The organism is Rosettibacter firmus, assembly GCF_036860695.1.
Lineage (GTDB): Bacteria > Bacteroidota > Ignavibacteria > Ignavibacteriales > Melioribacteraceae > Rosettibacter > Rosettibacter firmus.
The window spans coordinates 236,917-261,851 of sequence record NZ_JAYKGJ010000003.1 but is presented as its reverse complement, the minus strand read 5'-3'; the positions used below and the strand labels follow the sequence as shown (position 1 = coordinate 261,851).

The window sequence follows — 24,935 nt, the reverse complement described above, 5'->3', positions numbered from 1 at the left end:
ATAGCAGGACTCAGGATGACAACTTCATCATTACAATTGTCATTCTGAACGAAGTGAAGAATCTCTTTTTTGTTTCTTTATCTTTATTTCACTCAGGCTTATGTTTGCTTCGTCAGATTCTTCAGTCACTAAACTCCTTCAGAATGACAACTTCATCATTACCTGTCATTCTGAGCGAAGCGAAGAATCTCAAAGTTTATTTTTCTTTCTTGAGACCCTTCATCCTTTCTACAGCAGGACTCAGAATGACTTTATAAATTCTCATTTGTCATTCTGAACGAAGTGAAGAATCTAAAATTCTTTAATCGTTTCACTTTCTCAGAATTACAGTGTAGGTTCATTATGTCTCATCCTGAATTACGCAAAAAGCGGCATGAAGTATCTCTTACTAAATATTTGTTAAATCATTTAATGACTTTGTCAGATTCTCTGGCAATCATACTTTCCCAAACTCAAAATAACAATTCATTACCTAATAAATAATTTTTTAACAAAAAATAATTGTATTAATTTTACTTAAAAGTAAAACGATTGTAAGTAAAAATCGTCTTAATTAATGTTCAAAAAATTTTATAGGAGTTTTTATGAAAAAAAGATTTCTATTCCTGCTATTAATTTTTACTTCAATTTTTTCTTTTAATGTCTTTGCATTTGGTGAAGACAATAATAAATCAAAAGCCTTTGATTTAAATAGTCTGGATCGAAGTGTATCTCCCGCACAAAATTTTTATCAGTTTGCTGTGGGCAACTGGTCAAAGAATCATCCCATCCCGGATGACAAAACTCGCTGGGCTTCTTTTTCTATACTCGAAGAGCAGAATAATAAAATACTTAAAGAAATTGTAGAAGAACTTGCAGCAAATAAAAATTTAAATAAAGGAACACCACAACAAAAAATTGGTGACTTCTACGCAACTGGAATGGATTCTATTCGTATTGAAAAAGCTGGTTACAATCCAATTAAACCTTACTTACAACAGATTGATAATCTTGATAATAAGAAAAATCTATTTAAACTAATTTCAGAATTTCATTCAACTGGAATTCCTGCATTGTTTAACTTTTTTGTAAATGCAGATGCAAAGAAAAGTGATTTAAATGTTGGTATAATTTCACAGGGTGGACTTGGCTTGCCAGACGTTGAATATTATACTAAAGACGATGCCCGTTCAAAAGAAATTCGTGAAAGATATGTAAAACATGTTACCAATATGTTTAAACTTATTGATGTTGATGAAGAAACTGCAAATCGCTATTCCCAGATTGTAATGGATATCGAAACTAAATTAGCAAAGGTTTCTAATACTCGTCTGGAAAATCGTGACCCATATAAAACTTATAATAAAATGACTTATGATAATTTGAAATCAATCTCTGAAAATATTGACTGGGATAAATACTTTACAAATTTAGGAATTGATAAGATTGATGTTGTTGTGGTTAATCAACCTAAATTTATTAAAGGTGCATCGGAATTAATTGATGAAATTTCATTAAACGACTGGAAAATTTATTTTAAGTGGAATGTTTTGCGTTCATCTGCTTCTGCACTCAGTTCTCCTTTTGTAAATGAACAATTTGAGTTCGAAGGTAAATTTTTAAGAGGTCAAAAAGTTATTGAACCAAGATGGAAAAGAGTAATTGGAGTATTGAACAGAACTGTTGGTGAATTACTTGGACAAATTTATGTTGCTAAAGTTTTTCCACCAGAAGCAAAAGAAAAAGCAAAAGCAATTGTGAATAATCTTCTTGTTGCAATGGAAGAAAGTATAAAGAATCTCGACTGGATGAGTGATGAAACAAAACAAAAAGCTCTTACTAAATTAAGTACATTTGGAGTTAAAATTGGTTATCCAGATAAATGGAAAGATTATTCTGAACTCGAAATTGCAAGAGATTCTTATTTCAAAAATTTAAGAAGAGCAGCTACATGGGCAAGAAAAGAGAATCTAAAAAAACTTGGTAAACCAGTTGATAAATCAGAATGGGGAATGACACCACAAACTGTTAATGCATCTTATTCTCCAACCAAAAATGAAATAACATTTCCAGCTGGAATTCTTCAACCACCATTCTTTAATCCACAGGCTGATGATGCAATTAATTATGGTGCAATGGGAGCTGTCATTGGTCACGAAATTACTCATGGCTTTGATGATCAGGGAAGAAAATATGATGAAAAAGGAAATATAAAAGATTGGTGGACAAAAGAAGATAACGAAAAATTTCAGGCACGTGCACAAAAACTGATTGAACATTATAATAACTTTGTTGTAATTGATACATTTAGAGTTAATGGTGCTCTAACACTTGGTGAAAATATTGCAGACTTAGGTGGACTTACAATTTCTTTTGCTGCATTTAAGAAAACAGAGCAATATAAAAAAGGTGAATTGATTGATGGATTTACACCTGCACAAAGATTCTTCCTTGGATGGGCTCAGGTATGGGCTACAAATATTCGACCGGAAGCATTAAAACTTCAGGTTAAAACTGATGTGCATTCTCCTTCTGTTCAAAGAGTTAATGGACCACTTATGAATATGCCAGAATTTTTTGAAGCATTCGATGTTAAACCTGGCGACCCAATGCGTAATCCAGAAGATAAAATTGTAAAAATCTGGTAATAATATTTTGAAACCGCTAAGAACGCCAGTAACTCTTTGCATAATCTTTGCGCTCTTGGCGGTTTCAATATAACAATTAGTAACTTTTTCACCTGAATGCGAAAAATATTCGCATCACTCAAAAAATAATCCTAAATTTATTTATCAAAAACAAAGATATTTTTGCTGGCACAATTATTTCTTTAAAAATTAGCTCGAGATTTTATATGGAAAATTCAGAAACTCAAATATTGAAAAAGTCAGCTGCAGAAAATGCAGTTGAAGAAATTAAGGACGGAATGATTGTTGGTCTGGGCACTGGTTCTACTGCTAAATTCGCAATTGAAAGTCTGGCAAAAAAAATTAAGGAAGGTAAATTGAAAAATATTTACGGTGTTCCAACATCAAATAAAACTAAAGAATTAGCCATTCAACTCGGAATACCTGTAATTTCACTTAATGAATGTTATAAAAAATTGTCCAGTGAAAATATTAACGATCTAAAACCAATCGATATTACAATTGATGGAGCTGATGAAGTAGATTCGGAATTAAATTTAATTAAAGGTGGTGGTGGGGCATTATTGCGTGAAAAAGTAATTGCTCAGAATACAAAAAGTTTTCTTGTAGTAGTTGACGAATCAAAGCTTTCAGATAAATTAGGTGAAAAATTTTTTGTGCCTGTTGAAGTTTTACAATTTGCACTTGAAAGTGAAAAATCTTTTCTTGAATCACTTGGTGCAAAAGTAGTTTTAAGAAAAAATAATGATGAACCATTTTTAACAGACGAAGGAAATTTTATACTTGATGTTTATTTTGGAAAAATTGAAAATCCAGCTGAGCTTAGCTCTATTCTAAATGAAAGAGCTGGAATTGTTGAACATGGTATTTTCTTAAACAAACTTGTTGATAAAGTTTATTGTTCTTCACATAATGGAATAAAAATTCTCAGCGTCTCTTAGCATGCTTTGCGTTCTTGGCGGTTTCAATATAATTTAACCCTGCCTGCGGTAGGAAGGCGCAGAGTTCGCAGAGAAGGCGCAAAGAAAAATTTTAAATATGTTAACAGAAAATGAAATAGGGAAAATATTGATTGATTGTGCGCTAATTGTGCACAAGGAACTCGGACCTGGACTTTTAGAATCGACTTATGAAGCATGTTTGAAGTATGAGTTGATTAAATCAGGTTTATACGTTGAATCGCAAAAAGAATTACCTGTTATTTACAGAGATGTAAAACTTGATATTGGCTATCGTCTTGATTTGCTGATTAATAATAAAGTAGTAGTGGAAATAAAATCTGTAGAAGCATTAAATGAAGTCCATATGGCTCAATTAATAACTTATTTGAAACTATCAGGATGTAAATTAGGATACTTGATAAATTTCAATGTTAAGTTGCTTAAGAATGGAATTAAACGAGTTGTCCATAATTTATAATTCTTTGCGTTCTTGGCGGTTAAATACTTAAACCGCAGAGGTCGCAAAGAAAACGCAGAGAAAAAATTTGACAGGTTGATTTGAAATGTGTAACTTACTTAACAGGAAAAGAATTTTATTTAAAATTTTTGTTGACAAGTTTGAGGCTAACTCTTATTTTAAACCAAAACTCTATATGATTTTTGTAAGTTATTGATTTACATTGTGTTCTTTAGTTAATGTTTTTAAAAAATTCTTCTTTGCACTTAAAAGAAGCAGAATGACAAATAAGAATTTCTGAAGAATCTGAGATTCTTCGCTTCGCTTAGAATGACAAATGAAAATTTACAAAGTCATTCTGAGGGAGCGTAGCGACCGAAGAATCTAACGAAGTCATTCTGAGTCCTGCTTTTGACAGGACGAAGGAACTAAAAAGAGATTCTTCGCTTCGCTCAGAATGACAGGTAATGATGAAGTTGTCATTCTGAGGGAACGAAGTGACCGAAGAATCTGACGGAGTCATCCTGAGCCCTGCTTTTGACAGGACGAAGGAACTAAAAAGAGATTCTTCGCTTCGCTCAGAATGACAATATAAGTTTTTTGATAATATGAATTACTTCGTCATCCTGAGTCCTGCTTTAGGCAGGAGGAAGGATCTGAGATTCTTTACTTCGTTCAGAATGACATAAATGATATTTTGAAAACCATAATGAAAAAACAAATGAACGAAACAAGTAATAACAATATTTACAAACTAAATAAGGAGGTAACAACGCATGAAAAAACCGATACCTACTTAAGGACGAGGGCTTGCAATCCAGTAAGTTTGTTTGTGTGTGTGAAAAGTAATCTTAATTTTGATTACAACTTTTCTTTTAATCAAAAACAATTTCTCAACCAATAAGGGAGAAAAAAATGAAGTTAAACAAATTATTTTTGATGCTAACGTTTTTAGTTCTACTTGGAACTACGGCGTTTGCACAAGTAACCTGGTACGTCAATAATTTTAGCGGTAACGACGGCCGTAATGGTTTATCTCCAACGATACCAGATCCTGATGACGGAGTAACAGGACCAAAGAGAACCATCGCTGTTGCTATCGCCGAATCAAATGAAGGTGATATAATCGTTGTGGCTAACACCGGAACGGATTATGGTACAGTAAGTGGTGAACCTGCTACTATAGTTGTAAATAAACAGCTAACATTTCAATCTACCGGTGGAAATGTTAATATTGCTTCTTTGTTGCAAATCAATACTTCAGCACTTGCTAAAAAAGCAATTTTTAACTCTGGACAATTTACACTTAAAGGTGGTTTAACATTAACACAGGGTACATTAGATAATCCGAATGGACTTGTAACCGTTAGTGGTGGTACTATAACAGTTGGTGCAATAGCAACAACTACAAAGGTTACTGGACAATTAGCTTTTAGTGGTAGTGTTAATTGGCAATATAACGCGAATTATACAACGGGAGATGAATTCCCTAATACAGGTGGAAGTATTAATAATTTGACTACAGGGGCTGGTGTTGCATTAACAGTAAAGAGTGGTGCAAATATTACGGTTAATGGTACTATTACTACAGGAGGTGCACTTAATTTAGGTGGAAATACATGGACAGTTGCAAATGCTTCTGGGACTCCGACACATACTTTTGGTGGTGATGTAACAAATGGTACACTAACATTTAGCATGGGTGGAGGTAATGTTGCTTTACAACCTACAAATAATACAAATGTAAAATTACCACATGTTATAGCTACAACTAGTACATCAACTGCACGTACATTGGATATTAAAGGTCAAGGAACAGGGGTTATAACAATTGCAGGCTCGCTAACTGTAAACCAGCTTGCAAGTGTTACTTCTTCGAATAATGGTGTTGATGTTGTTGGTACATCAGGCTATACAGGGAATGCTCTTGTATTGAGTGGTACTGGTACAGTGAGCTTAGGAACTGCTTTAACTACTATACATGGAAATGTTTTATTAAATACTACTAATCTGTCAACTAACAATGCTGCTCAAATTGATTTATCTACTGTAGCTGCAGCTTTAACTATAAATGGTAATGTTACAAATAGTGCGGGTATTGCATTAAGTGGTGCTGCAGTTAGTAACGCTGGTGTAATTATTTTGCCAAATCAAAATTTAACAATTAACGGTAATGTTACAGTAAATGGTTCATTAAGTGGGTCAGTAGCTACATCTCCTGCTAATACTAACTTTACAAATAACGGTGAAATAAGATTTTCTAACACTACAACAACTGTTACAATTTCAGGAGTTGTATCGAATGCAGCTACTTCTACTGCAAGTGGAACTACTGCTGGTACAACCGTACAAAATAATATGAGAATTACATTTGCAAATACTACAGGTGATGTTGTAGCTTCTGGTGGATTTTCAAATTCATCATCGATAGGTCCTGTTGGTGCTACAACAGGTGGAAATGGAGTGATTGTATTTACAGCAAGAACAACAGGAAAAATTGGTACATCTACTAATAGAACTGGTAATGTTGTAAATACATCAACTTCTACAGAAGCTACAAATGGTGTAATTGATTTTAGAAGTGCATCTACTGGAGATTTTTATGGTACTAATATTACTCAAGGTAGTGCAGGTAAAGGTGGTGATATTATTTTTGGTGATCACAAAATCGATATTACTGGAAATATAGTAAGTAATAGAACAGATACTGGTGCTGATATTGTAAGTAATACTGTAGCACTTACTACTGTTACAATTACAGTAGGCGGTTACATTCAGAATACAGGTAAAAGTGATATTGTTTTAAATATTTCAGATAATGATGTTGTAAGTGTAACTGGTAGAGTAGAAAACACTGGTACTGGTCAAATTCAGTTTACAGCAGGAGCAGCATCTACTGGTACTATTACCTTAGGTGGGTTGGTTGTGTCAAGCGGTACTGTTAGTTTAACCAATCATAATGCTGCTTTAACAATTAATGGTGCGGTGAATATTTCAGGAGGGACAGTTAATTTATCATCAACTGCGGCTCAAAATCTGACAATTACCGGTAATGCATCGTTTACTGGTGGTACAATAACAACAACAAATAGAAATTCGATTTTACTCAATAGTGCTTCCATTACAATTGGTGGGGCTAGTTCTAATCCTACATTTTCAGGTGAACCTATTGTAATTGGTAATCCAACTCCAACACAATTAGTTACTGTGAATATTGGGTCATTAAACCCTGTAATTGCAGGTAATTTGCAAGTTAATAATACAACTGGTCTTGCTCAAGCAGTTAAATTTACTGGTGGTGTACTGAATATAAACGGTACATTATCATTTACTTCTGGTAAAGTATTGATTTCAGATGTAGCTAATTTGGTAGTAAAAGGAGCAAGCTTTACAAATACAGGTGGTTATGAAACTACTGAACAGGGTAGAGTGACACTTGCAGGCTCCGCTGCTCAGACCTTTGGTGGAGCTGGTAATTTTGGTACTATTGAGTTTAATAATGGTTCTGGTATTAGCACAACAAGCCCTGTTACAATAAAAGGGAACATTTACTTAACTAATGGGTTAGTTACACATACTGGTAATTTAATTACTATTGATAATTCAACAAATTATCCTACTATAGTTAGAAATAATGGCTCTTTCGACGTAGCTCCTACATTTAATTCGATGGTTAATGTTACATATATAGGTGGCGATAAATCATCTGGTAATGAAGTACCAACAGCTGCAGATAAATTAAATAATTTAACAGTTGCTACAACTACAGGTGCTAATGGTACAAACAATGTTGCATTAAAAGGTGTTGTTACTATTGGCACAGCAACAACTGTAAATGGTACTATTACTGTAAATACAGATCAAACTTTATTGATTGATGCAGTTGATCTTACAATGAAAGGTGCTTCTATAGTATTGAATGGTGATATTGCTAATGAAGGTGCTGGTAAGTTAGTATTAGCAGCTGCTACAGGTACAACAATTACAGGTTCTGGTTATCTACCACCAATTCAGATTGCTGCTAATTCAACAGGTAATGTAATTAATGGTCCTAAAGCTTTAATAAATCAATTAGTTGGTGCAGATAATGAACGTGGTGGTGGTGATGATTTTGATCCAGCAACAACTTCTGCAAATGGTAACTTAAGCTTTGGAAATGGTTCAGCAGGGCTAAATTTAACATTAACTGGTGTTGCATTTGATGGAACAGATTTAGGAAGTATAACAACAGCAAATGCTAATAATTCATTAGTACTTGGTTCTGATATTCAAATGTCGGGTAATTTAAACCATGTAGCAGGTACCATAGATTTGAATGGAAAAACATTAACACACTTAGGAACAACCCCGGCTATTACAGGTGGTGCGTTAACAACTAATGGTGATTTAGTATTTGGTAATGGTACTTCTACAGGTGCAACGACATTAACCTTAAATACTTCAGATGTAACAATTGCAGCTAATGTTAATATTAATTTAGGTGCAGCAGGAACAGCATTTACTCTTGCTGGTGGCAATAATTTAATAGCTGCAGGTAATTTAACAGTTACAAAAGGAATGCTTACATTAGGACAAAATTTAACTGTTACAGGTTCGAATTTTACATTAACATCAAATGGTTCAGTTGCTGGTGCTGGTGTACTTAGATTAAATGCAGCTAATCCTCCATTGACATTTAGTTATACAGGTACGCCAAGTATAAGTAATTTAAGAATCAGTAATGATGTTAATTTAGCTGGTACAGGTACGGGATTAACCATTACAACTTCATTCACGCACGATGGTGGTGTACTGAATTTTGGTAGTAGAGATTTAACATTCCAGTCAGCATTTACAAGAACAGCTGGTTCTTATACTGCAACAACTGGTTATATGATTTTTGATGCAAATGCTGCGTGGACAATAGACCAAGGTGATGGTTTTTCAATACCAAATTTAAGATTTACAGCAAGCACAGCTAATAATCTAACGTTAAGTAATGCAGCAGGAAGAGGTACTGTTACAGTTACCAATAATTTAGATATGCAATTAGGTGCACAAACTTTAACTACCAATGGTAAGTTAGCAGTTGCAGATGGTGCAACAGTTAATTATACAAGTGGTGGTTTAAGTGCAGCACCTACATATGCTGGTTCAATTAAATTGGTTGCTCTTAATGTAACGAGTGGTAATAATATACCAGCAAATGTTTGGCCAAGTTCACCATCTACATTGGTTAATACATTCGTTGTAAATAGTGCAGCGGCTGGTAATACAGTTGGTTTGCCCGGTAGCAGAACCGTTAATCAAGTATTAGATTTGAAACGGGGTACACTTGCTCTTGGCGCAAATACATTAACATTAGTAAGTGGAACAAAAATTTATAGAACAGAGAATGCATCTGTAACAAAAACGACTGGTGGAATTTCATTCCCTGCAGATAAAAATGTAACGGTAGTTTATCAACCTACTGCTGCATCTGCTGGTGGTGATATGGTTACAGGTATAGAATTACCAAGCGAATTAAGTAAGTTAATTATCACAAGAAGTGCTAATGTTGGAAATGCTGTTATTACAGTAAGTACAGCTACTACAGTAAATGATTCATTATTAATAAGAAACGATTTAACAGCAACTGCACAGGTTACAGCAAAAGGTGCAGTTAAAATAGAAAAAGATAATTATACAAATGCAACAGATCCTGTGGTTACATTTGCAGCTACAGCTCCTTTAGTATTTGGTGGTGCAAGTGGCCAGAATTTAGTATTAGGTGGTAATCAAACAATAGCATACATGAAACTTGATATGCCAGGAACAAATCCAGTATTGAATGTTACTGGAGGAAACTTAACAATACCAGCAACAGGTAAACTCATATTTGTTAATGGTATACTTAATATGGGTAATAATACTTTAGTATTAGGAAGACCAAGTGCTATACCAGATGGATTGGGTTATGATAGAACAGCTGTTACTGGTACAAATGTAGGACATGTAGTTGGTAAAGTACAAAGGCAGGCTAATGCTGGTGATGGTCAGACTGGCACTAATGGACGTTTTGAATTCCCTGTAGGTACATTAGATGGACAATATAGACCATTAGCAATTACCTTTACACCATCATATCCAGTAGGTAACCCAACAAGTATAGTTGTTTCCCACGTTAATAGTTCACCACAGGGAACAGTTAATTTACCACTGGATGGTGGAAATGGTGTTAAAGTTGGTAATTATGCAAAATTCTACTGGTTAATATCTACAACACCAACAAGCTTAACAGCTACACAGAACTTTGATATTGAATTACAGGCAAATAATATTGGTTATCCATATACAAGTGATGCTCAATTAAGAATAATTAGAAGACAGGATGGAAATGCTGAAAGCAATGGATGGTTCTTGCAAGGTACAGCTCCAAATTATTCTAACTATCAAGTTGTATCTGGTACAGACACAACAGTAGTAGTAAGAACAACATCATCTCAGGGTGGACTTGTAACACAAGGTAGCCGTTTTGCAATTGGTGTACCAACAAGAGCTCCAGTGTTTACAGCTCCAACAGCAGCTTCATTTTCAGTTAACGAAGCAGATTCATTAGAAATTCAATTTACTGCTGATCCTCAGGATGTTGGTGAAACAGTAACATATAGTTTAGTTTCAGCTCCATCATTTGCTACACTTGGTGCTAATGGTTTAATAAAGGTTAAACCAGGATACGCAGACGGTAGAACACAACCTTATACAATTACAGTTAGAGCTACAGATTCTGGTGGTCAAACAGCAGATAAGACTGTAAGTGTAACTGTAGTTAATGTAAATAGAGCTCCAAGCTTTACTGCAAGTGGTGCTGCAACAAGACCAACTGCTACTGTAAAGAATACAGAAGTATTTACATTCACATATACTGCAATTGATGCAGATGGTGATGCATTAACATATTCAATTGCAAGTGTAGCTCCAGCTCCATCAGGTACATATAATATATCAGCTTCAACTGGTACATTAACATTTACTCCTGCTATTGCTGATGCTGGTAAAGTGATTACATTTACAATCGAAGCTAAAGATGCTTCTAATAGCACAGCAACAACAACAACAGAAGTTACTGTAACTCATACATTAGCTAAAGGTGACATAAATGGTAGCGGAATGCCTGATGCAACAGATGCTTCTGATATATTGAAACATGTTGTTGGATCAGCATTAATTACAGATCCAGAAAAAGTTTATGCTGCTGATGTTAATGGTGATGGTGAAGTTGGTGCTTATGATGCTGCTTGGATTCTCTACTATGTAGCTAATGGTAGCTGGCCAACAGCTAAGATTAGTGCAGCTATGGGTACTGTTGAATTTGATAGAGCTTCAAGTGAAAAAGGTATAATTTCATTGCCAATAACATTAAAGAAAACGAGTGGTGTAGTTTCAGTTTATACAGAAGTTCAATTGACTGATGCTATTGAATTCAAAGGTGTTTCTACTTCGTTACCAGAAGGATGGGTTGCTTACTCCAACTTTGCTAACGGCGTTCTTAAGATAGCAATGGCTGGTACAACTCCATTGAAAGATGGTAACGTTGCAATGATTAACTTAGCATTAAAAGATAAAGAAGCTCAGGTTAACTTATCAGCAAGCGCTAAGTTGAATGATCAATCATTCGGTATGATGAATGTAAAAGTAAAAGAAATACCTGCTGAGTTCTCAATCAGTCAGAACTATCCAAACCCATTTAACCCAACAACCAGCATTAAATATGCAATTCCACAGGATGCAAGAGTAACTCTTGTTATCTATGATATGTTAGGTCAGGTTGTTAAGACATTAGTTGATCAAGAACAGGAAGCTGGTTACTACACAGTTAGATGGGATGGAACAAATGACTTTGGTAGCAAAGTATCTTCCGGTATCTATATCTATAGAATAATTGCTGGTAAGTATACTTCTACCATGAAGATGAATTTATTGAAGTAATTGCGCTAATTAAGGGGTGGACAGAAATGTCTACCCCAATTAAAAAATTGTTAATAAAAATGAGGTCGTAAATGAGAAGAATAAAAATAAGCGTTGTAAAGTTTCTCGGTCTTCTTGTAACAATGCTTATGTTAGGAACGAGTACGTTTGCACAGGTTAGTGTAACATTACCAAGCGTAAGTGGTGCATCAGGAGTTGAAAAGTTAGGCGCAATTACTGTAGGTGATTTAACCGGCAAGAATGTATTATCATTTCAATTTACTCTATCATATAATAAAAATGTTGTAAAAATAGCCGAGGTAGAACAAGCCGGTACACTGGTAGAAGGTAAAGGAATACTTACAGTAAATGCTGATACAGCAAACGGTACTCTTTCCGTAGCATGGGCAAGTGGATCCTATCTTAGCGGACAGGGGACTTTACTTAAATTAAAAGTTAAATTTGTTAGCTCGGGAACTACTACATTAAGTGATGGTGGTACTTTTAAATTCAATAATGGTAATCCCGTAGCTAATGTAACAGCTGGTTCACTACAAACAGCCGCTGTTCTAATTCAGGGTGGCTCTGTTAGTGCAACTGCTGGTGATAATATTGAAATTCCAGTTTTAACAACAGAAATTACTGCAGCTCAAAAAGTATTATCATATGAATTTACAGCATCATTTGATAAAAATGTAATTGAAATTAATAACTACGACTTAGAATCAACATTAAGTGCTGGTGGACTTGCTGCTATTAATGTTGATAATAATGCTGGAACAGTTAGCTTTTCACTTGCAAGTGGTTCATATATTACAGGTAGTGGAACTCTCTTGAAATTAAAAGGGAAAGCAAAAGCAGCTGGAAGTACTGAATTAGTATTTAATTCTTTTAGATTCAATACAGGAACACCAGGTGCAACAGCTGATCCAGCTTTAATAGTTGTAGCAGAAGCTAATGTTGCTCCAACGTTAACATTAAATCCAAATCAAACTTCATTTGCAGTTAATGAAAATGAAACATTAACTATTACACTTGTTGGTGCTGATGCAAATACTGGTGATGTGTTAACATATTCAGTAACAAGTCTACCACAAGGTGCAACATTAGTAAATAATGTATTTACCTGGAAACCAACATATGATCAGGCTGGTGCTTATTCTGTTACTTTTAAAGTAACTGATAAGGGGGGATTATCTGCTTCAAAGACAGTAGCAATTGTTGTGAATAATGTAAACAGAGCACCTGTTTTTACTGCAGAAATTCCAAATAATCAGGTAATTCCTGTACATAACGTTCCTGTTCCATTTGAATTTATTTATAAAGCAAGTGATCCAGATGGTGATCCTTTGACATTTAGATTAGTAATTGGTCCAGGTACAATTTCAACTACAGGTGAATATTTATGGGCTCCACTTCCAGCACAAGCTGGCAAAGAGTTCGATATAGTTGTAGAGGTTTCTGATGGTTCTTTAATAGCTACTTCTACGAGAAGAGTTAAAGTAAGTGATGTTGTAGTTGGTGTTGAAGAGGAAGTTGGAATGCCTAAAGAATATTCACTTATGCAGAATTATCCAAATCCATTTAATCCATCAACAACAATTAAATTTGCTCTTCCAAAAGATTCACATGTTAAACTTTCTGTTTACAATATTCTTGGTCAGGAAGTAGCAACTCTTGTTAATGGATTTATGAATGCAGGATACCATACAATTAAATTCGATGCTTCTGGATTAAATACAGGTATGTACATTTATAAAATTCAGGCAGATAATTTTGTATCGATGAAAAAGATGATGTATGTGAAGTAATAAATTTTGTTAGGACTGAATAAGTTTAAAGCCCCTGAATAAGGGGCTTTTTTTATGTTCTAACCGCAGAGGACGCAAAAAAGGCGCAAAGTAAAAATTCTTATCAATAACTTAGCGTACTTAGCGGTTTTAATTTCAAACACTTAGTAAAGATAAGGTAATTAAAAATTCTTTTACCATTTTTATATTCTGCTATAAAAATAATTTTAATACTTTTAAACTTTTTAATTGCAAAACAAAAAATAGTTGAATAAATTTGATTAAGTAAACGATAAAAAATAGAAATTAAAAAAACATAAACACCCTGGAGGTGCAAATGAAAAATATATTACAACTAATCATATTATTTATAGTAATAGTTTTTTCAAGTTTTGTAAATGCAGAATATTTAATGGAAAGACAAGAAGAGTCTCAGGTACTTGTTCAATGGAAATGTATTGTACCAGATAGCCAGAAAGTTTCTTATGAAGATCAATTTGTAACAGGTATTAATGAAACAGGAACATCAATTTTTAGAGTAAGAAGTTATACAGGTGCAAATGGTCCACTTGGACCAACACAACGCTGGTGGCCCAATGATGGATCAGCAGCAATTTCATGGGGAAATGAAACTGAACAGAATAATAATCGATATGTTCAATTTGGTGTTACTCCAAAGAGCGGAAGAATTTTACATGCAGATAATATCACTCTATATTTAGGTGGTGGTGCAACAAGTTTTATGAAAGTAAATATTTATTATGATACTCGTGCATCTTTTAGTTACCCTGTAAAATTAAATTCAGAACCTGTTGCTCTTCTAAATAATGTTCTAACACAATTTACTTTTAATATTAATAAGAATGTTTATCCTGGAGATACATTATATGTTAGAGTTTATCCATGGTATGAATCATCACCATCAACATCAAAATATCTATTAGTTCAGGATGTAAAAATTAATGGATATACTTCAGAAATAACTGCATCGAATGCACCAGTAAACTTTAAATTACCAGTCATATCAGGCACATTAAATTCTGAAAAGACAGCAGATATTGTAGTTGATGATGTCAGTGGTAAAAATATTACTGCATTTCAATTTGTTTTAAGTTATGATAATAATATCATAGAAATTACAGAAGCTACAACTGAAGGTACAATACTGGAAGGTAAAGGAATATTTTCTGCAAATCCAGATGTAGCAGCTGGTAAGGTTACAGTAGCATGGGCGGGATATCCTGCTCTTGTTGGCGAAGGCTCATTAATAAAACTGAAAATAAAATTTAAGAATTATGGAATTACAAATCTTGACTTAGCAAACACTCTTAAATTTAATCTTGGTATCCCTGGAGCAAATGTATCAGGTGGTGTGATTAAAACTACAGAAGTATTGGTTCAGGGTGGTTCTGTTTCTGCAATTGAAGGGGATAACATTGTAATTCCAATTCTAACAACAGAAATTACTGCAGATAAAAAAGTTTTATCGTATGATTTTACTGCAACATTTGATAAAAATGTTATTGAAATTAATAATTATGATTTAACTTCGACACTGAGTGAAGGTGGATTAGCAGCAATTAATGTTGATAATAATGCAGGTACAATTAGTTTTTCATTAGCAAAAGGTTCTTATATTGAAGGAAGCGGTGTATTATTAAAATTAACTGGTAAAGCAAAAGCAACCGGTTCTACAGAAGTTGTTTTTACATCATTTAAGTTTAATACCGGTACACCAATATCAACTGCTGAACCAGCACAAGTATTTGTAGGCGAAGCAAATGTAGCTCCATCAATAGCAGTATCACCAGCAGGTCCTTATGTTGTAAATGAAAATGAAACTATTACAATTAATGTAACTGGTTCAGATCCAAATACTGGAGATGTATTAACTTATTCTGCTACTAATCTTCCACAAGGTGCAACTTTCTCAAATAATGTATTTACATGGAAACCAAGCTTTACTCAGGCTGGAAGCTATACTGTAACATTTAAAGTAACTGATAAAGGTGGTTTATCTGCATCAATCGATGTTAACATCACTGTAAATAATGTTAATAGAGCACCTTCATTTACAGCTGAAATTCCAGATGGACAGGTTGTTCCAGTACATAATGTTCCTGTACCGTATGAATTTATATATAAAGCAGAGGATCCGGATGGTGATCCTTTAACATTTAAAATAGTAAGTGGTCCAGGCGAAATTTCAACAGATGGTTATTATACATGGGCACCTACACCATCTCAAGCAGGAATGACATTTATTCTTATTGTAGAAGTATCAGATGGTACATTAAAAGCTACTTCAAGAAGAACCATTAAAGTAAGTGGTACTGTAACAGGTGTAGAAGAAAGTGAAGTTATACCTTCTGATTATGTTCTTTTACAGAATTATCCAAATCCATTTAATCCATCAACAACAATTAAATTTGGATTACCGAAAGATTCTAATGTTAGACTTACAATTTACAATATACTTGGACAGGAAATTATGACATTGGTTAATGGTTTCATGAGTGCAGGATATCATATTGTTAAATTTGATGCATCAGAATTAAATACTGGAATGTACATCTATAAAATTCAAGCAGATGATTTTGTATCGATGAAGAAGATGCTCTATGTAAAATAAAAATTATATTACATTTGAAGTTTAAGAGCCCCTGAATAAGGGGCTTTTTTATGATTTAACCGCAGAGAACGCCAGGAAGACGCAAAGAAAAATTCTTAACAGTTTCTTAGCGTTCTTGGCTGTTTAGTAATAATTTATAACCCAGAGGACACAGAGAATAAATCTTAACGACCTTTGCGGTTTAATTGAACTTTCTAAGATCATAGTCACAAATTAATTTATAATGAAAATTTTCTTTTGTTAAAGCTGTAATTTTATTTTATATTTATTGATAAAATTATAATAATATCAGGGCACAACATGAAGATAAAAATCAATTTTTTCATATTAATTTTAGCTATCTGGTCAAAATTAACATTAGCACAAGTTACAATAACATTACCTACTGCAATAGGAGCACCAGGGAGCGAAAATTTGTTCCCTGTTATAGTATCAGATTTAACAAACCAAAATGTAACATCATTTCAATTTCAGATAAATTATAATAAAAATGTTGCATTACTAACAAACATTAGTTTAACTGGAACATTATTAAGTGGTGCAGGAAGTGTTAGTACAAAAATAGACACAGTCAATGGTTATTTAAGAGTAGTGTGGGCAAGTGCATATCCCTTAAACGGCTCAGGAACTTTATTTAATATCAGAATAAAATTTAAAGGTAGTGGTACAACTAACTTAGAGTTTGGCGATATTGTTTATGATAATGGTAATGTGAATCCTAAGATGTTTGGACCACAAGGTTTACAGGTAAGCTGGATAAATGGAACTGCTTCAGTAAGTACAACAAATAATCCACCAGTATTTACTGCAGTTAATGATAAATCAGTCAATGAAGGAGAAACACTTACATTTACAGTAAGTGCAACAGATCCAGAAAATGATGTTTTAACTTATGGTATTATTAATAAACCATCGGGAGCTGATTTTAATGCATCTACAAGAACATTTACCTGGACACCAAATTTTAATCAACAAGGGAGTTATGCTGTTACTTTTACAGTAAGTGATGGAGTTAATACAGTTACTTTGACAGTTACAATTACAGTAGTTAATGTTAATAGACCACCAGTATTAAATCTAAATACAACAAGCCCTGTAAATATAAGTGAAGGTCAAAATTATAGTTTGCAATTAACAGCAACAGATCCAGACTCAGGTGCAACACTTTTATTTTATGCTACAGGCCTTCCAGCAGGAGCAGAAGTAACAGCAGAAGGTTTATTTACATGGAAACCAAATTATACACAAGCAGGTAGTTATTTAATTACATTTACTGTAACTGATGAATATAATGCTACAGATTCTAAAACATTAGTAATAAATGTAGCAGATGCAAATCAACCCCCAGTATTTACAAAGAAAATTCCAAAAGACACACTTGTTTTAGTTCATAATGTACCAGTAGCTTTTACATTTCAATATCAAGCAACTGATGCTGAAGGAGATCCATTGTTATTTGCTCAGGTTGAAGTCCCTTCAAATGCAAGTATAACATCAAGTGGATTATTTACATGGATACCTACTCAGGACCAGGCAAATAAAACATTCAGAATAATTATTGCAGTAATGGATAATCATAATAATATTACTTATGATACTACTACTGTTAAAACAAGTCCACTTGTTGATGTAAAAGAAGAAACTGGAGTACCCAAGAAATTTGAAGTCTATCAAAATTATCCAAATCCATTCAACCCTACAACTACAATTAGTTTTGCATTGCCCGAAGAATCTCATGTTAGTTTGAAAATATTTAATATCTACGGTGAGGAGATTGCAACATTAATTAATCGAATCTTACCAGCCGGTTATCATTCGGTTAATTTTAATGCTAATAATTTATCCGGTGGTGTTTATCTATATCAAATAGAAACCGAAAAAGTTACATTAATCAAGAAAATGATACTTTTAAAGTAAGTGATTTGTTCTGTACTCAATCATAGAGGGGATGCTTTAAACTATTATTCTTTTTTATCGATAATAATAACTGAATAGTATGAATAGAAAGAGTTTTGTAAGGGACAATAGTAGGTAGAGTTTTTTTAATTAATTCTATTTATCTACTTTTCCCATTATTAGCGATTTTATTACAAATGTAATGTGTAAATTTTTTTATGGAGATAATGTGGAGTATGAATGAATCATGTTTAAGAATATTAAATTTTATGAACGCTTATATCTGGGGATACTTTATTTAATTGTTATTATTTTATTAATTATTCTGGGTATTCACTTCTTTCTTTCAGAACATTCCACAATATCCACTCTGAATATTAAATCTGAATCATTTTTTGTTATTATTGTTTTATTACTATCGATAATATTAATAATTGTCAATTATTTAATTAAATCGAAAGAAAAGGAAGAAGAATTAATTGAACAAAAAAGTTTAGAGACAATAAGAAGCTTAAATAGATTATATAAAGTTTTGAGTGATGTTAATCAGGCAATAGTAAGAATTAAAGAGAGAGATAAACTTATAAATGATATCTGTAAAATTGTTGTTTATGATGGTAATTATGATGCTTGCTGGTTGAGTGTCTATTATAATACTAATAAATTTATCATAAAAAATTTCAAAGAGAAAAAAGAAAATTTAATAATAAGGCTTACAAAAGAATTCAATGAAGAATTTGAAAATATTGAGAGGCTTATAAAAGGGGAAAAGATAATTTGTAACGATATTCAGGCTTCATTAAATGATATTAATAAAAAGTCTGTGGCAAAGGAACTGGGCTTAATCTCGTACGCTGTTTTTCCTATTTTAGTTGATAATAAATTTTTTGGCACTGTTAACTTAGTTTCATCACAGAATAATTTTTTTAATACAGATGAGGTAAAGTTACTGGAAGAACTGGTAATGGATTTAGCTTATGCATTAAAGCATTTTGATGATGAAGAGAAAAGACTGGAAGCAGAAAAACAACTTAAAGAAACAAGTCAAATGCTAAGATTAATTTTAGATACTATTCCAGTAAGAGTATTCTGGAAAGATGTGAATCTTAATTATCTGGGATGTAATAAACCTTTTGCTCTTGATTCTGGATTGAATTCACCTAAAGATTTAATTGGGAAAAGTGATTACGATATGGCATGGAAAGAACAGGCTGATTTATATCGAATGGATGATAAATTTGTAATTGAAACAAGACAACCAAAATTGAATTACGAAGAACCTCAAACAACTCCTGATGGAAGAACAATATGGCTTAAAACAAGTAAAGTTCCATTAATTGATTCTGAAGGTAATATTAAAGGTGTGCTTGGAACATACGAAGATATTACGGAAAGGAAATTACTCGAAGAATCATTAAGAATAAGAGAATCTCAACTAAGGACTACACTTTATAGCATAGGTGATGGAGTAATAGCTGTTGATGCAGACGGAATGATTACAATGATGAATTCTGTTGCTGAGAATCTAACTGGATGGAAAGAAAATGAAGCGATAGGATTACCACTTGAAGAAGTTTTTAATATCATAAATGAAGAAACAAGAAATAAAGTTGAAAATCCTGTAAGAAGAGTTTTAAGAGAAGGCATAGTAGTTGGTCTGGCAAATCATACAGTTTTAATATCTAAGGATGGAAGAGAATTTCCAATTGCAGATTCTGGAGCTCCAATCTTTGATGATAACAAAAATATTATTGGAGTTGTTTTAGTTTTCAGAGATCAGACTGAAGAAAGAAAAATCCAGAAAGCAATCAAAGAAAGTGAAGAAAAATTCCGAGAACTTTCTGAATCTGCTCTCGTAGGAGTATATCTTATTCAGGATAATGTATTTAAATATGTCAATCCTTCTTTAGCAAAAACTTTTGGATATGAAGTTGATGAAATAATTGAAAAGTTAGGTCCATTAGATCTTACTCACCCTGAAGATAGAAAAACTGTTGCTGAAAATATTAGGAAAAGAATAGAAAATGAAGTTAAAGAAATTCGATATGAATTTAAGGGATTTAAGAAGAACGGCGAAGCTATATTTGTTGAAGTTCACGGTGTACGAATTATATATAAAGATAAACCAGCAGTTATTGGAACTTTAATAGATATTACTGAGCGAAAGAAAGCAGAAATGGCGTTAAAACAGGCAGAAGAAAATTTTAGACATTCATTTGATAACTCCCCTGTAGGTTTAAGAATTGTAAATGAAGAAGGAAAAACTATTTATGCAAATAAATCATTACTTGATATTTATGGTTATAATAGTATTGATGAGCTTTTGAATACTTCTGTTTCAAATCGTTATACAAAAGAAAGTTATGAAGAATTTAAGAAAAGAAGAGAATTAAGAAAACAGGGAGTTGAAACACCACATTATGAAATAAGTATTATACGTAAAGATGGCGAAATTAGAGATCTTGATGTATACAGAAAAGAAATTATCTGGAATAATCAAAAACAATACTTAGTAATTTACATTGATATAACAGAGAAAAGAAAAGCTGAAAAAGCTTTAAAGGAAAGCGAAGAAAGATTGAATATGGCAATTCAAAATGCAAATATTGGTTTATGGGATCAGAATTTTGTTACTGGAAAGATAATCCGAAATAGGCAATGGGCAGAGATGCTTGGTTATAGACTTGAAGAAATTGAATCTGATGTTAATGCTTTCATTAATTTAGTACACCCTGATGACCTGCCCCTTGTGAAAGAAAAGATAAGAGAACATGAGGAAGGGAGAATGGAAACATTTAGTGTTGAATGTAGAATGCTTACAAAAGATAAAAATTGGAAATGGATTTTAAATGTAGGTAAAATAATAGAGAGAGATATTAATGGTAAACCTTTAAGAGCATTAGGTGTTCATATTGACATTGATGAAAGAAAACAGGTTGAAGAAGCATTAATTAGGGCGAAAGAAAAAGCAGAACAGGCAGATAAAATTAAAACAGAATTTTTAGCTCAGGTATCACATGAAATAAGAACCCCAATAAATATAATAGTAAGCAGTGCAAATTTGATTAAAGATTCTGTATATGATTATGTTGATCAAGAATATAGACAACTGTTTGGTAGTATTGATTCAGCATCTATGAGAATTATTAGAACAATTGATCAGATCTTGAATATGTCCGAGCTTCAGGCTGGTGCATTTCAGATTAATCCAAAATTAATTGATTTAAAAAATGATGTACTTGAAAATTTATTTAATGAATATGTACGCCTGGCTGAGAATAAAGGATTAAAACTTTTAAAAAATTATAAAGTAAAAGATGCTAATATAATTGCTGACGAATATTGTGTAACACAAATATTTGCTAATTTAATAGATAATGCAATTAAATATACAAAAGAAGGATTTGTTGAGATAGTTCTTTCAGAAGGTAATAACAGGGAAAAAATTGTTGAGGTAAAGGATACCGGTATTGGAATTAATGAAGAGTTTTTGCCACATTTGTTTGAACCATTTGTACAGGAAGAACAGGGTTACAGCAGACCATATGAAGGGAATGGTCTTGGACTGGCACTAGTTAAAAAATATTGTGAGTTGAACAATGCTTCAATAATTGTTGAATCTAAAAAGAATGTTGGAAGTAATTTTAAAGTTATTTTTCATTGCAAAGGGAGAGTGTAGTTTAAAATTTTTGGATTACTTCTGTGATTATAACAGTTAATTAAAAAGTTGGATTTCATATAGCAAAAACCGCAAAGAACGCAAAGTTATATAGTTTCTTAGTTTTACTTTTGATAGGAAGGTTTTAATTATAGTTTTTATGTGATGATAATGATTTAATTACTCTGGAAGAATTTAAAATTATTAATTTTATTTGCTTTGTCTTTTAACATAAATAATTTTAGGAATAATTGTGATAGCACGAATTTTCCTTAGAATTATAGAATATAAAAAAACTAATATTATACCCGCAAAAAAAGAGATAACTTCAACATATTTATAATCATAAAAGAAAAAGTCCACAGCAATAATTCCCAGTAAAAAAAGTATTAATGATATACCATATAAAAGAAAAGAATATTTTAATATCGTTGTACCACGAAGTTTAATTTTAATGTAATCACCTGGTTTTGTATTGAATGGATCAATTACTTTAAGTGTGAGAGAGTTATTATCAGCAGGTTTACACAAAATATTAGCTGCACATTCTTTGCAATTATCATTTTTATTTAGTAAAACTTCTGCATATCCATTTGAAGATGAAATAACAATTCCTTCTTCAATTAATTCTTCGTTTAGCATTTTATTAATTAAATGATATTGAATTTAATTTTTTTAGTGCTTTTGTACTGCACTTATCGAATGGGATTTTAGTTTCATCCAGTTTATCGTAATTGATATAAGCAAGATTATTAATCATTTCGATTCCGCCATCAGATTTACGAGCACATATACCACAACCAATACATGAAACAGAACAAACTTCTTTTGCACGTTTAGGTTCATCCTGATTTTTACAAAATACAAAAACAGTTCTATCGATTGGATGCATTTCTATAATATTTCGTGGACATGCTTTAGCACAAAGACCACAACCAGTACATAATTCTTCAATTACTTCAGGTAATTCATTCTCATTCATAATTAAAGCACCAAAAGGGCAAGCTTTAACACAATCTCCACCACCGAGACATCCATAATAACATAACTTGTCTCCCCCAGAAACAATAGCTTTCACAGAACAACTTTCGGGTCCATTATAAACAACATCTTTTTTGAAAGCATTAAATTTATTTCCATTACATAAAATTCGAGGGATTAATTTTGTGCTATTTGATTTTTCAAGTCCAAGAATTTCTGCAATCATATTTGCAGTTTCTTCACCTCCAACCGGGCAACCATCTGGTTGAATTTTTCTTTCAACAACTTTAACAGCAAAATCATAGCATCCCGCATTTCCACATGCACCACAATTTGCTCCAGGTAATAAATCATTAATTTTTCCTATTAGAGGATTTTCTTCAACACGAAGTTTTTTATCTGCATAAGCTAATCCACTTGAAAATAAAAATCCCAGTCCACCCATAGTTGCTATTGCAATGATCAAAGTTAGTTCCATATTTACCTCACTAAATATTTGCTGAAGTTTGAAGATTGATAAGTTGTGCCAGATGAATCTATAATCATAACCTCAACATTTTTCAAAGATTCTGCTAATTGTATTCCTTTTTTAGGTCCTAATACAAAAATTCCAGTTGAGAGAGCATCGGCTGTCATTGCATCGTTAGCAATAACTGTAACTGATTGACATTCATTTGCAGGATAGCCAGTAATAGGATTAAAAATATGTGTAAAAGTTTTTCCATTTTTTTTGATAAACTGTTCATAATCTCCAGAAGTAGAAACACCTTTGCCATCAACTTTAATTGTAGCAATCAATTCAAATTCTTTTCTTGGATGTTGAATACCAATATGCCAGTTTTTTCCTCTTGCAAAAACTTCTCCACCAACATTTATCAAATATTCTTTAATTCCAAAGTTTGAGAGAATATTTGCAATTCTATCTGCTGCATAGCCTGGAATGCAGGCATTAAAATTTAGTTTAATATTTGCAGGTTTTATTAAAATATTTGGCTCTTTTAGATGAATATGTTCCCATCCAATTTTTTTTACGGCTTCTTTGATTTTTTCAGGTGGTGGTATTTCTGGCGAACCTTTATCGAATCCAATTAATTCAATTAAATTACCAAGTGCTACATCGAATGCTCCTTCGGTTATTCTCCAGAATTCATCGCATCTTTTTAATACGTTGAAAGTTTCTCTATCAATAATAATTTCATCTGCATTTGTATTGTTAAGTTTCCACATGGGATTGCCAATTAAGTATGTAGAAAACAATGTATCAATTCTTCTTACTTCTTCGAATCCTGCATTGATAGCATTATTTGCTGTAACTTCGTTAACTCCACGAACCTGAATTTCTACAGTACTACCCATTGCGATAATTGTTCGCTTATATGTTTTTTCTTTGCTGCATGAAACAAGCAAAATTATTAGTAATATGTAAATGAAAAAGTTTTTCATATTAAATCATTCCTGCAAAGCCCATAAAAGCAAGAGCTAAAAGTCCAGCTGTTATTAAAGTTATAGGTGCTCCACGAAAAGCTTTAGGTACGTCAGCCAGTTCGAGTTCTTCTCTTATTCCAGCCATTATTAATAATGCTAATGTAAAACCAGTTCCTGCACCAATTCCAAAAAATAAACTCTGTAGAAAAGTATAATTTCTCATTGATAAAATTAATGCTAATCCAAGTATAGCACAATTAGTTGTAATTAATGGTAGAAATATTCCAAGAGCACGATAAAGCGGTGGACTTATTTTTTTAATAACCATTTCAACAAACTGAACTAAAGATGCAATTACAAGAATAAAAGATGGTATTTGAAGGAATTCAAGATTGAATGGGATCAAAATTTGGAAATATAAAATCCAGCTTACTGTAGCAGTTAATGTCATAACAAAAGTTGTTGCCATTCCCATAGAAAGTGCAGAAGAAATTTTGTTTGATACACCTATAAAAGGACATATTCCTAAAAACATTGATAATACAAAATTGTTTACAACAGCAGCTGATATAAAGATTATTAATAAATCCATCAAAACCTCC

The 24,935-nt window shown here is 32.6% G+C and carries 12 protein-coding genes; 8 read left to right on the top strand and 4 right to left on the bottom strand.

The window, feature by feature from the left end; translation table 11 throughout:
- Positions 1 to 584 precede the first annotated feature (584 nt).
- The 8 genes from VJY38_RS11490 (at position 585) to VJY38_RS11455 (ending at position 21,948) form a co-directional block, all read left to right on the top strand.
- Positions 585 to 2,627 carry a M13 family metallopeptidase gene (locus tag VJY38_RS11490; protein ID WP_353680854.1) on the top strand — a complete coding sequence of 681 codons (2,043 nt, stop codon included), beginning with the start codon at positions 585 to 587 and terminating at the stop codon, positions 2,625 to 2,627.
- 206 nt (positions 2,628 to 2,833) lie between these two features.
- The gene (gene rpiA / locus VJY38_RS11485) at positions 2,834 to 3,568 is read left to right on the top strand and encodes a ribose-5-phosphate isomerase RpiA (RefSeq protein WP_353680853.1); all 735 of its coding nucleotides are present in this window, start codon (positions 2,834 to 2,836) and stop codon (positions 3,566 to 3,568) included.
- A 97-nt stretch (positions 3,569 to 3,665) separates the two neighbouring features.
- Positions 3,666 to 4,046, top strand: coding sequence for a GxxExxY protein (locus VJY38_RS11480; RefSeq protein ID WP_353680852.1), 381 nt, complete (start codon positions 3,666 to 3,668; stop codon positions 4,044 to 4,046).
- A gap of 894 nt (positions 4,047 to 4,940) precedes the next feature.
- Positions 4,941 to 11,972 carry a FlgD immunoglobulin-like domain containing protein gene (locus VJY38_RS11475; RefSeq protein ID WP_353680851.1) on the top strand — a complete coding sequence of 2,344 codons (7,032 nt, stop codon included), beginning with the start codon at positions 4,941 to 4,943 and terminating at the stop codon, positions 11,970 to 11,972.
- Positions 11,973 to 12,043: 71 nt separating this feature from the next.
- Positions 12,044 to 13,762 carry a cohesin domain-containing protein gene (locus tag VJY38_RS11470; RefSeq protein ID WP_353680850.1) on the top strand — a complete coding sequence of 573 codons (1,719 nt, stop codon included), beginning with the start codon at positions 12,044 to 12,046 and terminating at the stop codon, positions 13,760 to 13,762.
- Between the two features lie 316 nt (positions 13,763 to 14,078).
- Complete coding sequence (locus VJY38_RS11465; RefSeq protein ID WP_353680849.1) at positions 14,079 to 16,373, top strand: cohesin domain-containing protein; 2,295 nt, start codon at positions 14,079 to 14,081, stop codon at positions 16,371 to 16,373.
- Positions 16,374 to 16,673: 300 nt separating this feature from the next.
- Positions 16,674 to 18,290: an Ig-like domain-containing protein gene (locus tag VJY38_RS11460; protein WP_353680848.1), complete on the top strand. Its 1,617-nt coding sequence runs from the start codon at positions 16,674 to 16,676 to the stop codon at positions 18,288 to 18,290.
- Positions 18,291 to 18,516: 226 nt separating this feature from the next.
- Complete coding sequence (locus VJY38_RS11455; protein WP_353680847.1) at positions 18,517 to 21,948, top strand: PAS domain S-box protein; 3,432 nt, start codon at positions 18,517 to 18,519, stop codon at positions 21,946 to 21,948.
- 189 nt (positions 21,949 to 22,137) lie between these two features.
- On the opposite strand, the gene VJY38_RS11450 is transcribed toward VJY38_RS11455, so the two are convergent.
- From VJY38_RS11450 to rsxA, 4 genes are read right to left on the bottom strand one after another with little or no spacing between them, the layout of a single operon-like run.
- Entirely contained in the window at positions 22,138 to 22,569 is a 432-nt protein-coding gene (locus VJY38_RS11450) for a SoxR reducing system RseC family protein (RefSeq protein WP_353680846.1), read from the bottom strand.
- A 4-nt stretch (positions 22,570 to 22,573) separates the two neighbouring features.
- Positions 22,574 to 23,386, bottom strand: coding sequence for an RnfABCDGE type electron transport complex subunit B (locus VJY38_RS11445; RefSeq protein ID WP_353680845.1), 813 nt, complete (start codon positions 23,384 to 23,386; stop codon positions 22,574 to 22,576).
- A gap of 2 nt (positions 23,387 to 23,388) precedes the next feature.
- Positions 23,389 to 24,351 (bottom strand): FAD:protein FMN transferase, encoded by a 963-nt coding sequence (locus VJY38_RS11440; RefSeq protein ID WP_353680844.1) that lies wholly within the window; start codon positions 24,349 to 24,351, stop codon positions 23,389 to 23,391.
- 1 nt (position 24,352) lies between these two features.
- The gene (gene rsxA / locus VJY38_RS11435) at positions 24,353 to 24,925 is read right to left on the bottom strand and encodes an electron transport complex subunit RsxA (protein WP_353680843.1); all 573 of its coding nucleotides are present in this window, start codon (positions 24,923 to 24,925) and stop codon (positions 24,353 to 24,355) included.
- Positions 24,926 to 24,935 lie beyond the last annotated feature (10 nt).

Coding starts and splice junctions, on each gene's coding strand:
- VJY38_RS11440 (WP_353680844.1), bottom strand. CDS start 24,351: ATGAAAAACTTTTTCATTTACATATTACTAATAATTTTGCTTGTTTCA.
- VJY38_RS11445 (WP_353680845.1), bottom strand. CDS start 23,386: ATGGAACTAACTTTGATCATTGCAATAGCAACTATGGGTGGACTGGGA.
- VJY38_RS11490 (WP_353680854.1), top strand. CDS start 585: ATGAAAAAAAGATTTCTATTCCTGCTATTAATTTTTACTTCAATTTTT.
- VJY38_RS11480 (WP_353680852.1), top strand. CDS start 3,666: ATGTTAACAGAAAATGAAATAGGGAAAATATTGATTGATTGTGCGCTA.
- VJY38_RS11460 (WP_353680848.1), top strand. CDS start 16,674: ATGAAGATAAAAATCAATTTTTTCATATTAATTTTAGCTATCTGGTCA.
- VJY38_RS11455 (WP_353680847.1), top strand. CDS start 18,517: ATGTTTAAGAATATTAAATTTTATGAACGCTTATATCTGGGGATACTT.
- rsxA (WP_353680843.1), bottom strand. CDS start 24,925: ATGGATTTATTAATAATCTTTATATCAGCTGCTGTTGTAAACAATTTT.
- VJY38_RS11450 (WP_353680846.1), bottom strand. CDS start 22,569: ATGCTAAACGAAGAATTAATTGAAGAAGGAATTGTTATTTCATCTTCA.
- VJY38_RS11465 (WP_353680849.1), top strand. CDS start 14,079: ATGAAAAATATATTACAACTAATCATATTATTTATAGTAATAGTTTTT.
- rpiA (WP_353680853.1), top strand. CDS start 2,834: ATGGAAAATTCAGAAACTCAAATATTGAAAAAGTCAGCTGCAGAAAAT.
- VJY38_RS11470 (WP_353680850.1), top strand. CDS start 12,044: ATGAGAAGAATAAAAATAAGCGTTGTAAAGTTTCTCGGTCTTCTTGTA.
- VJY38_RS11475 (WP_353680851.1), top strand. CDS start 4,941: ATGAAGTTAAACAAATTATTTTTGATGCTAACGTTTTTAGTTCTACTT.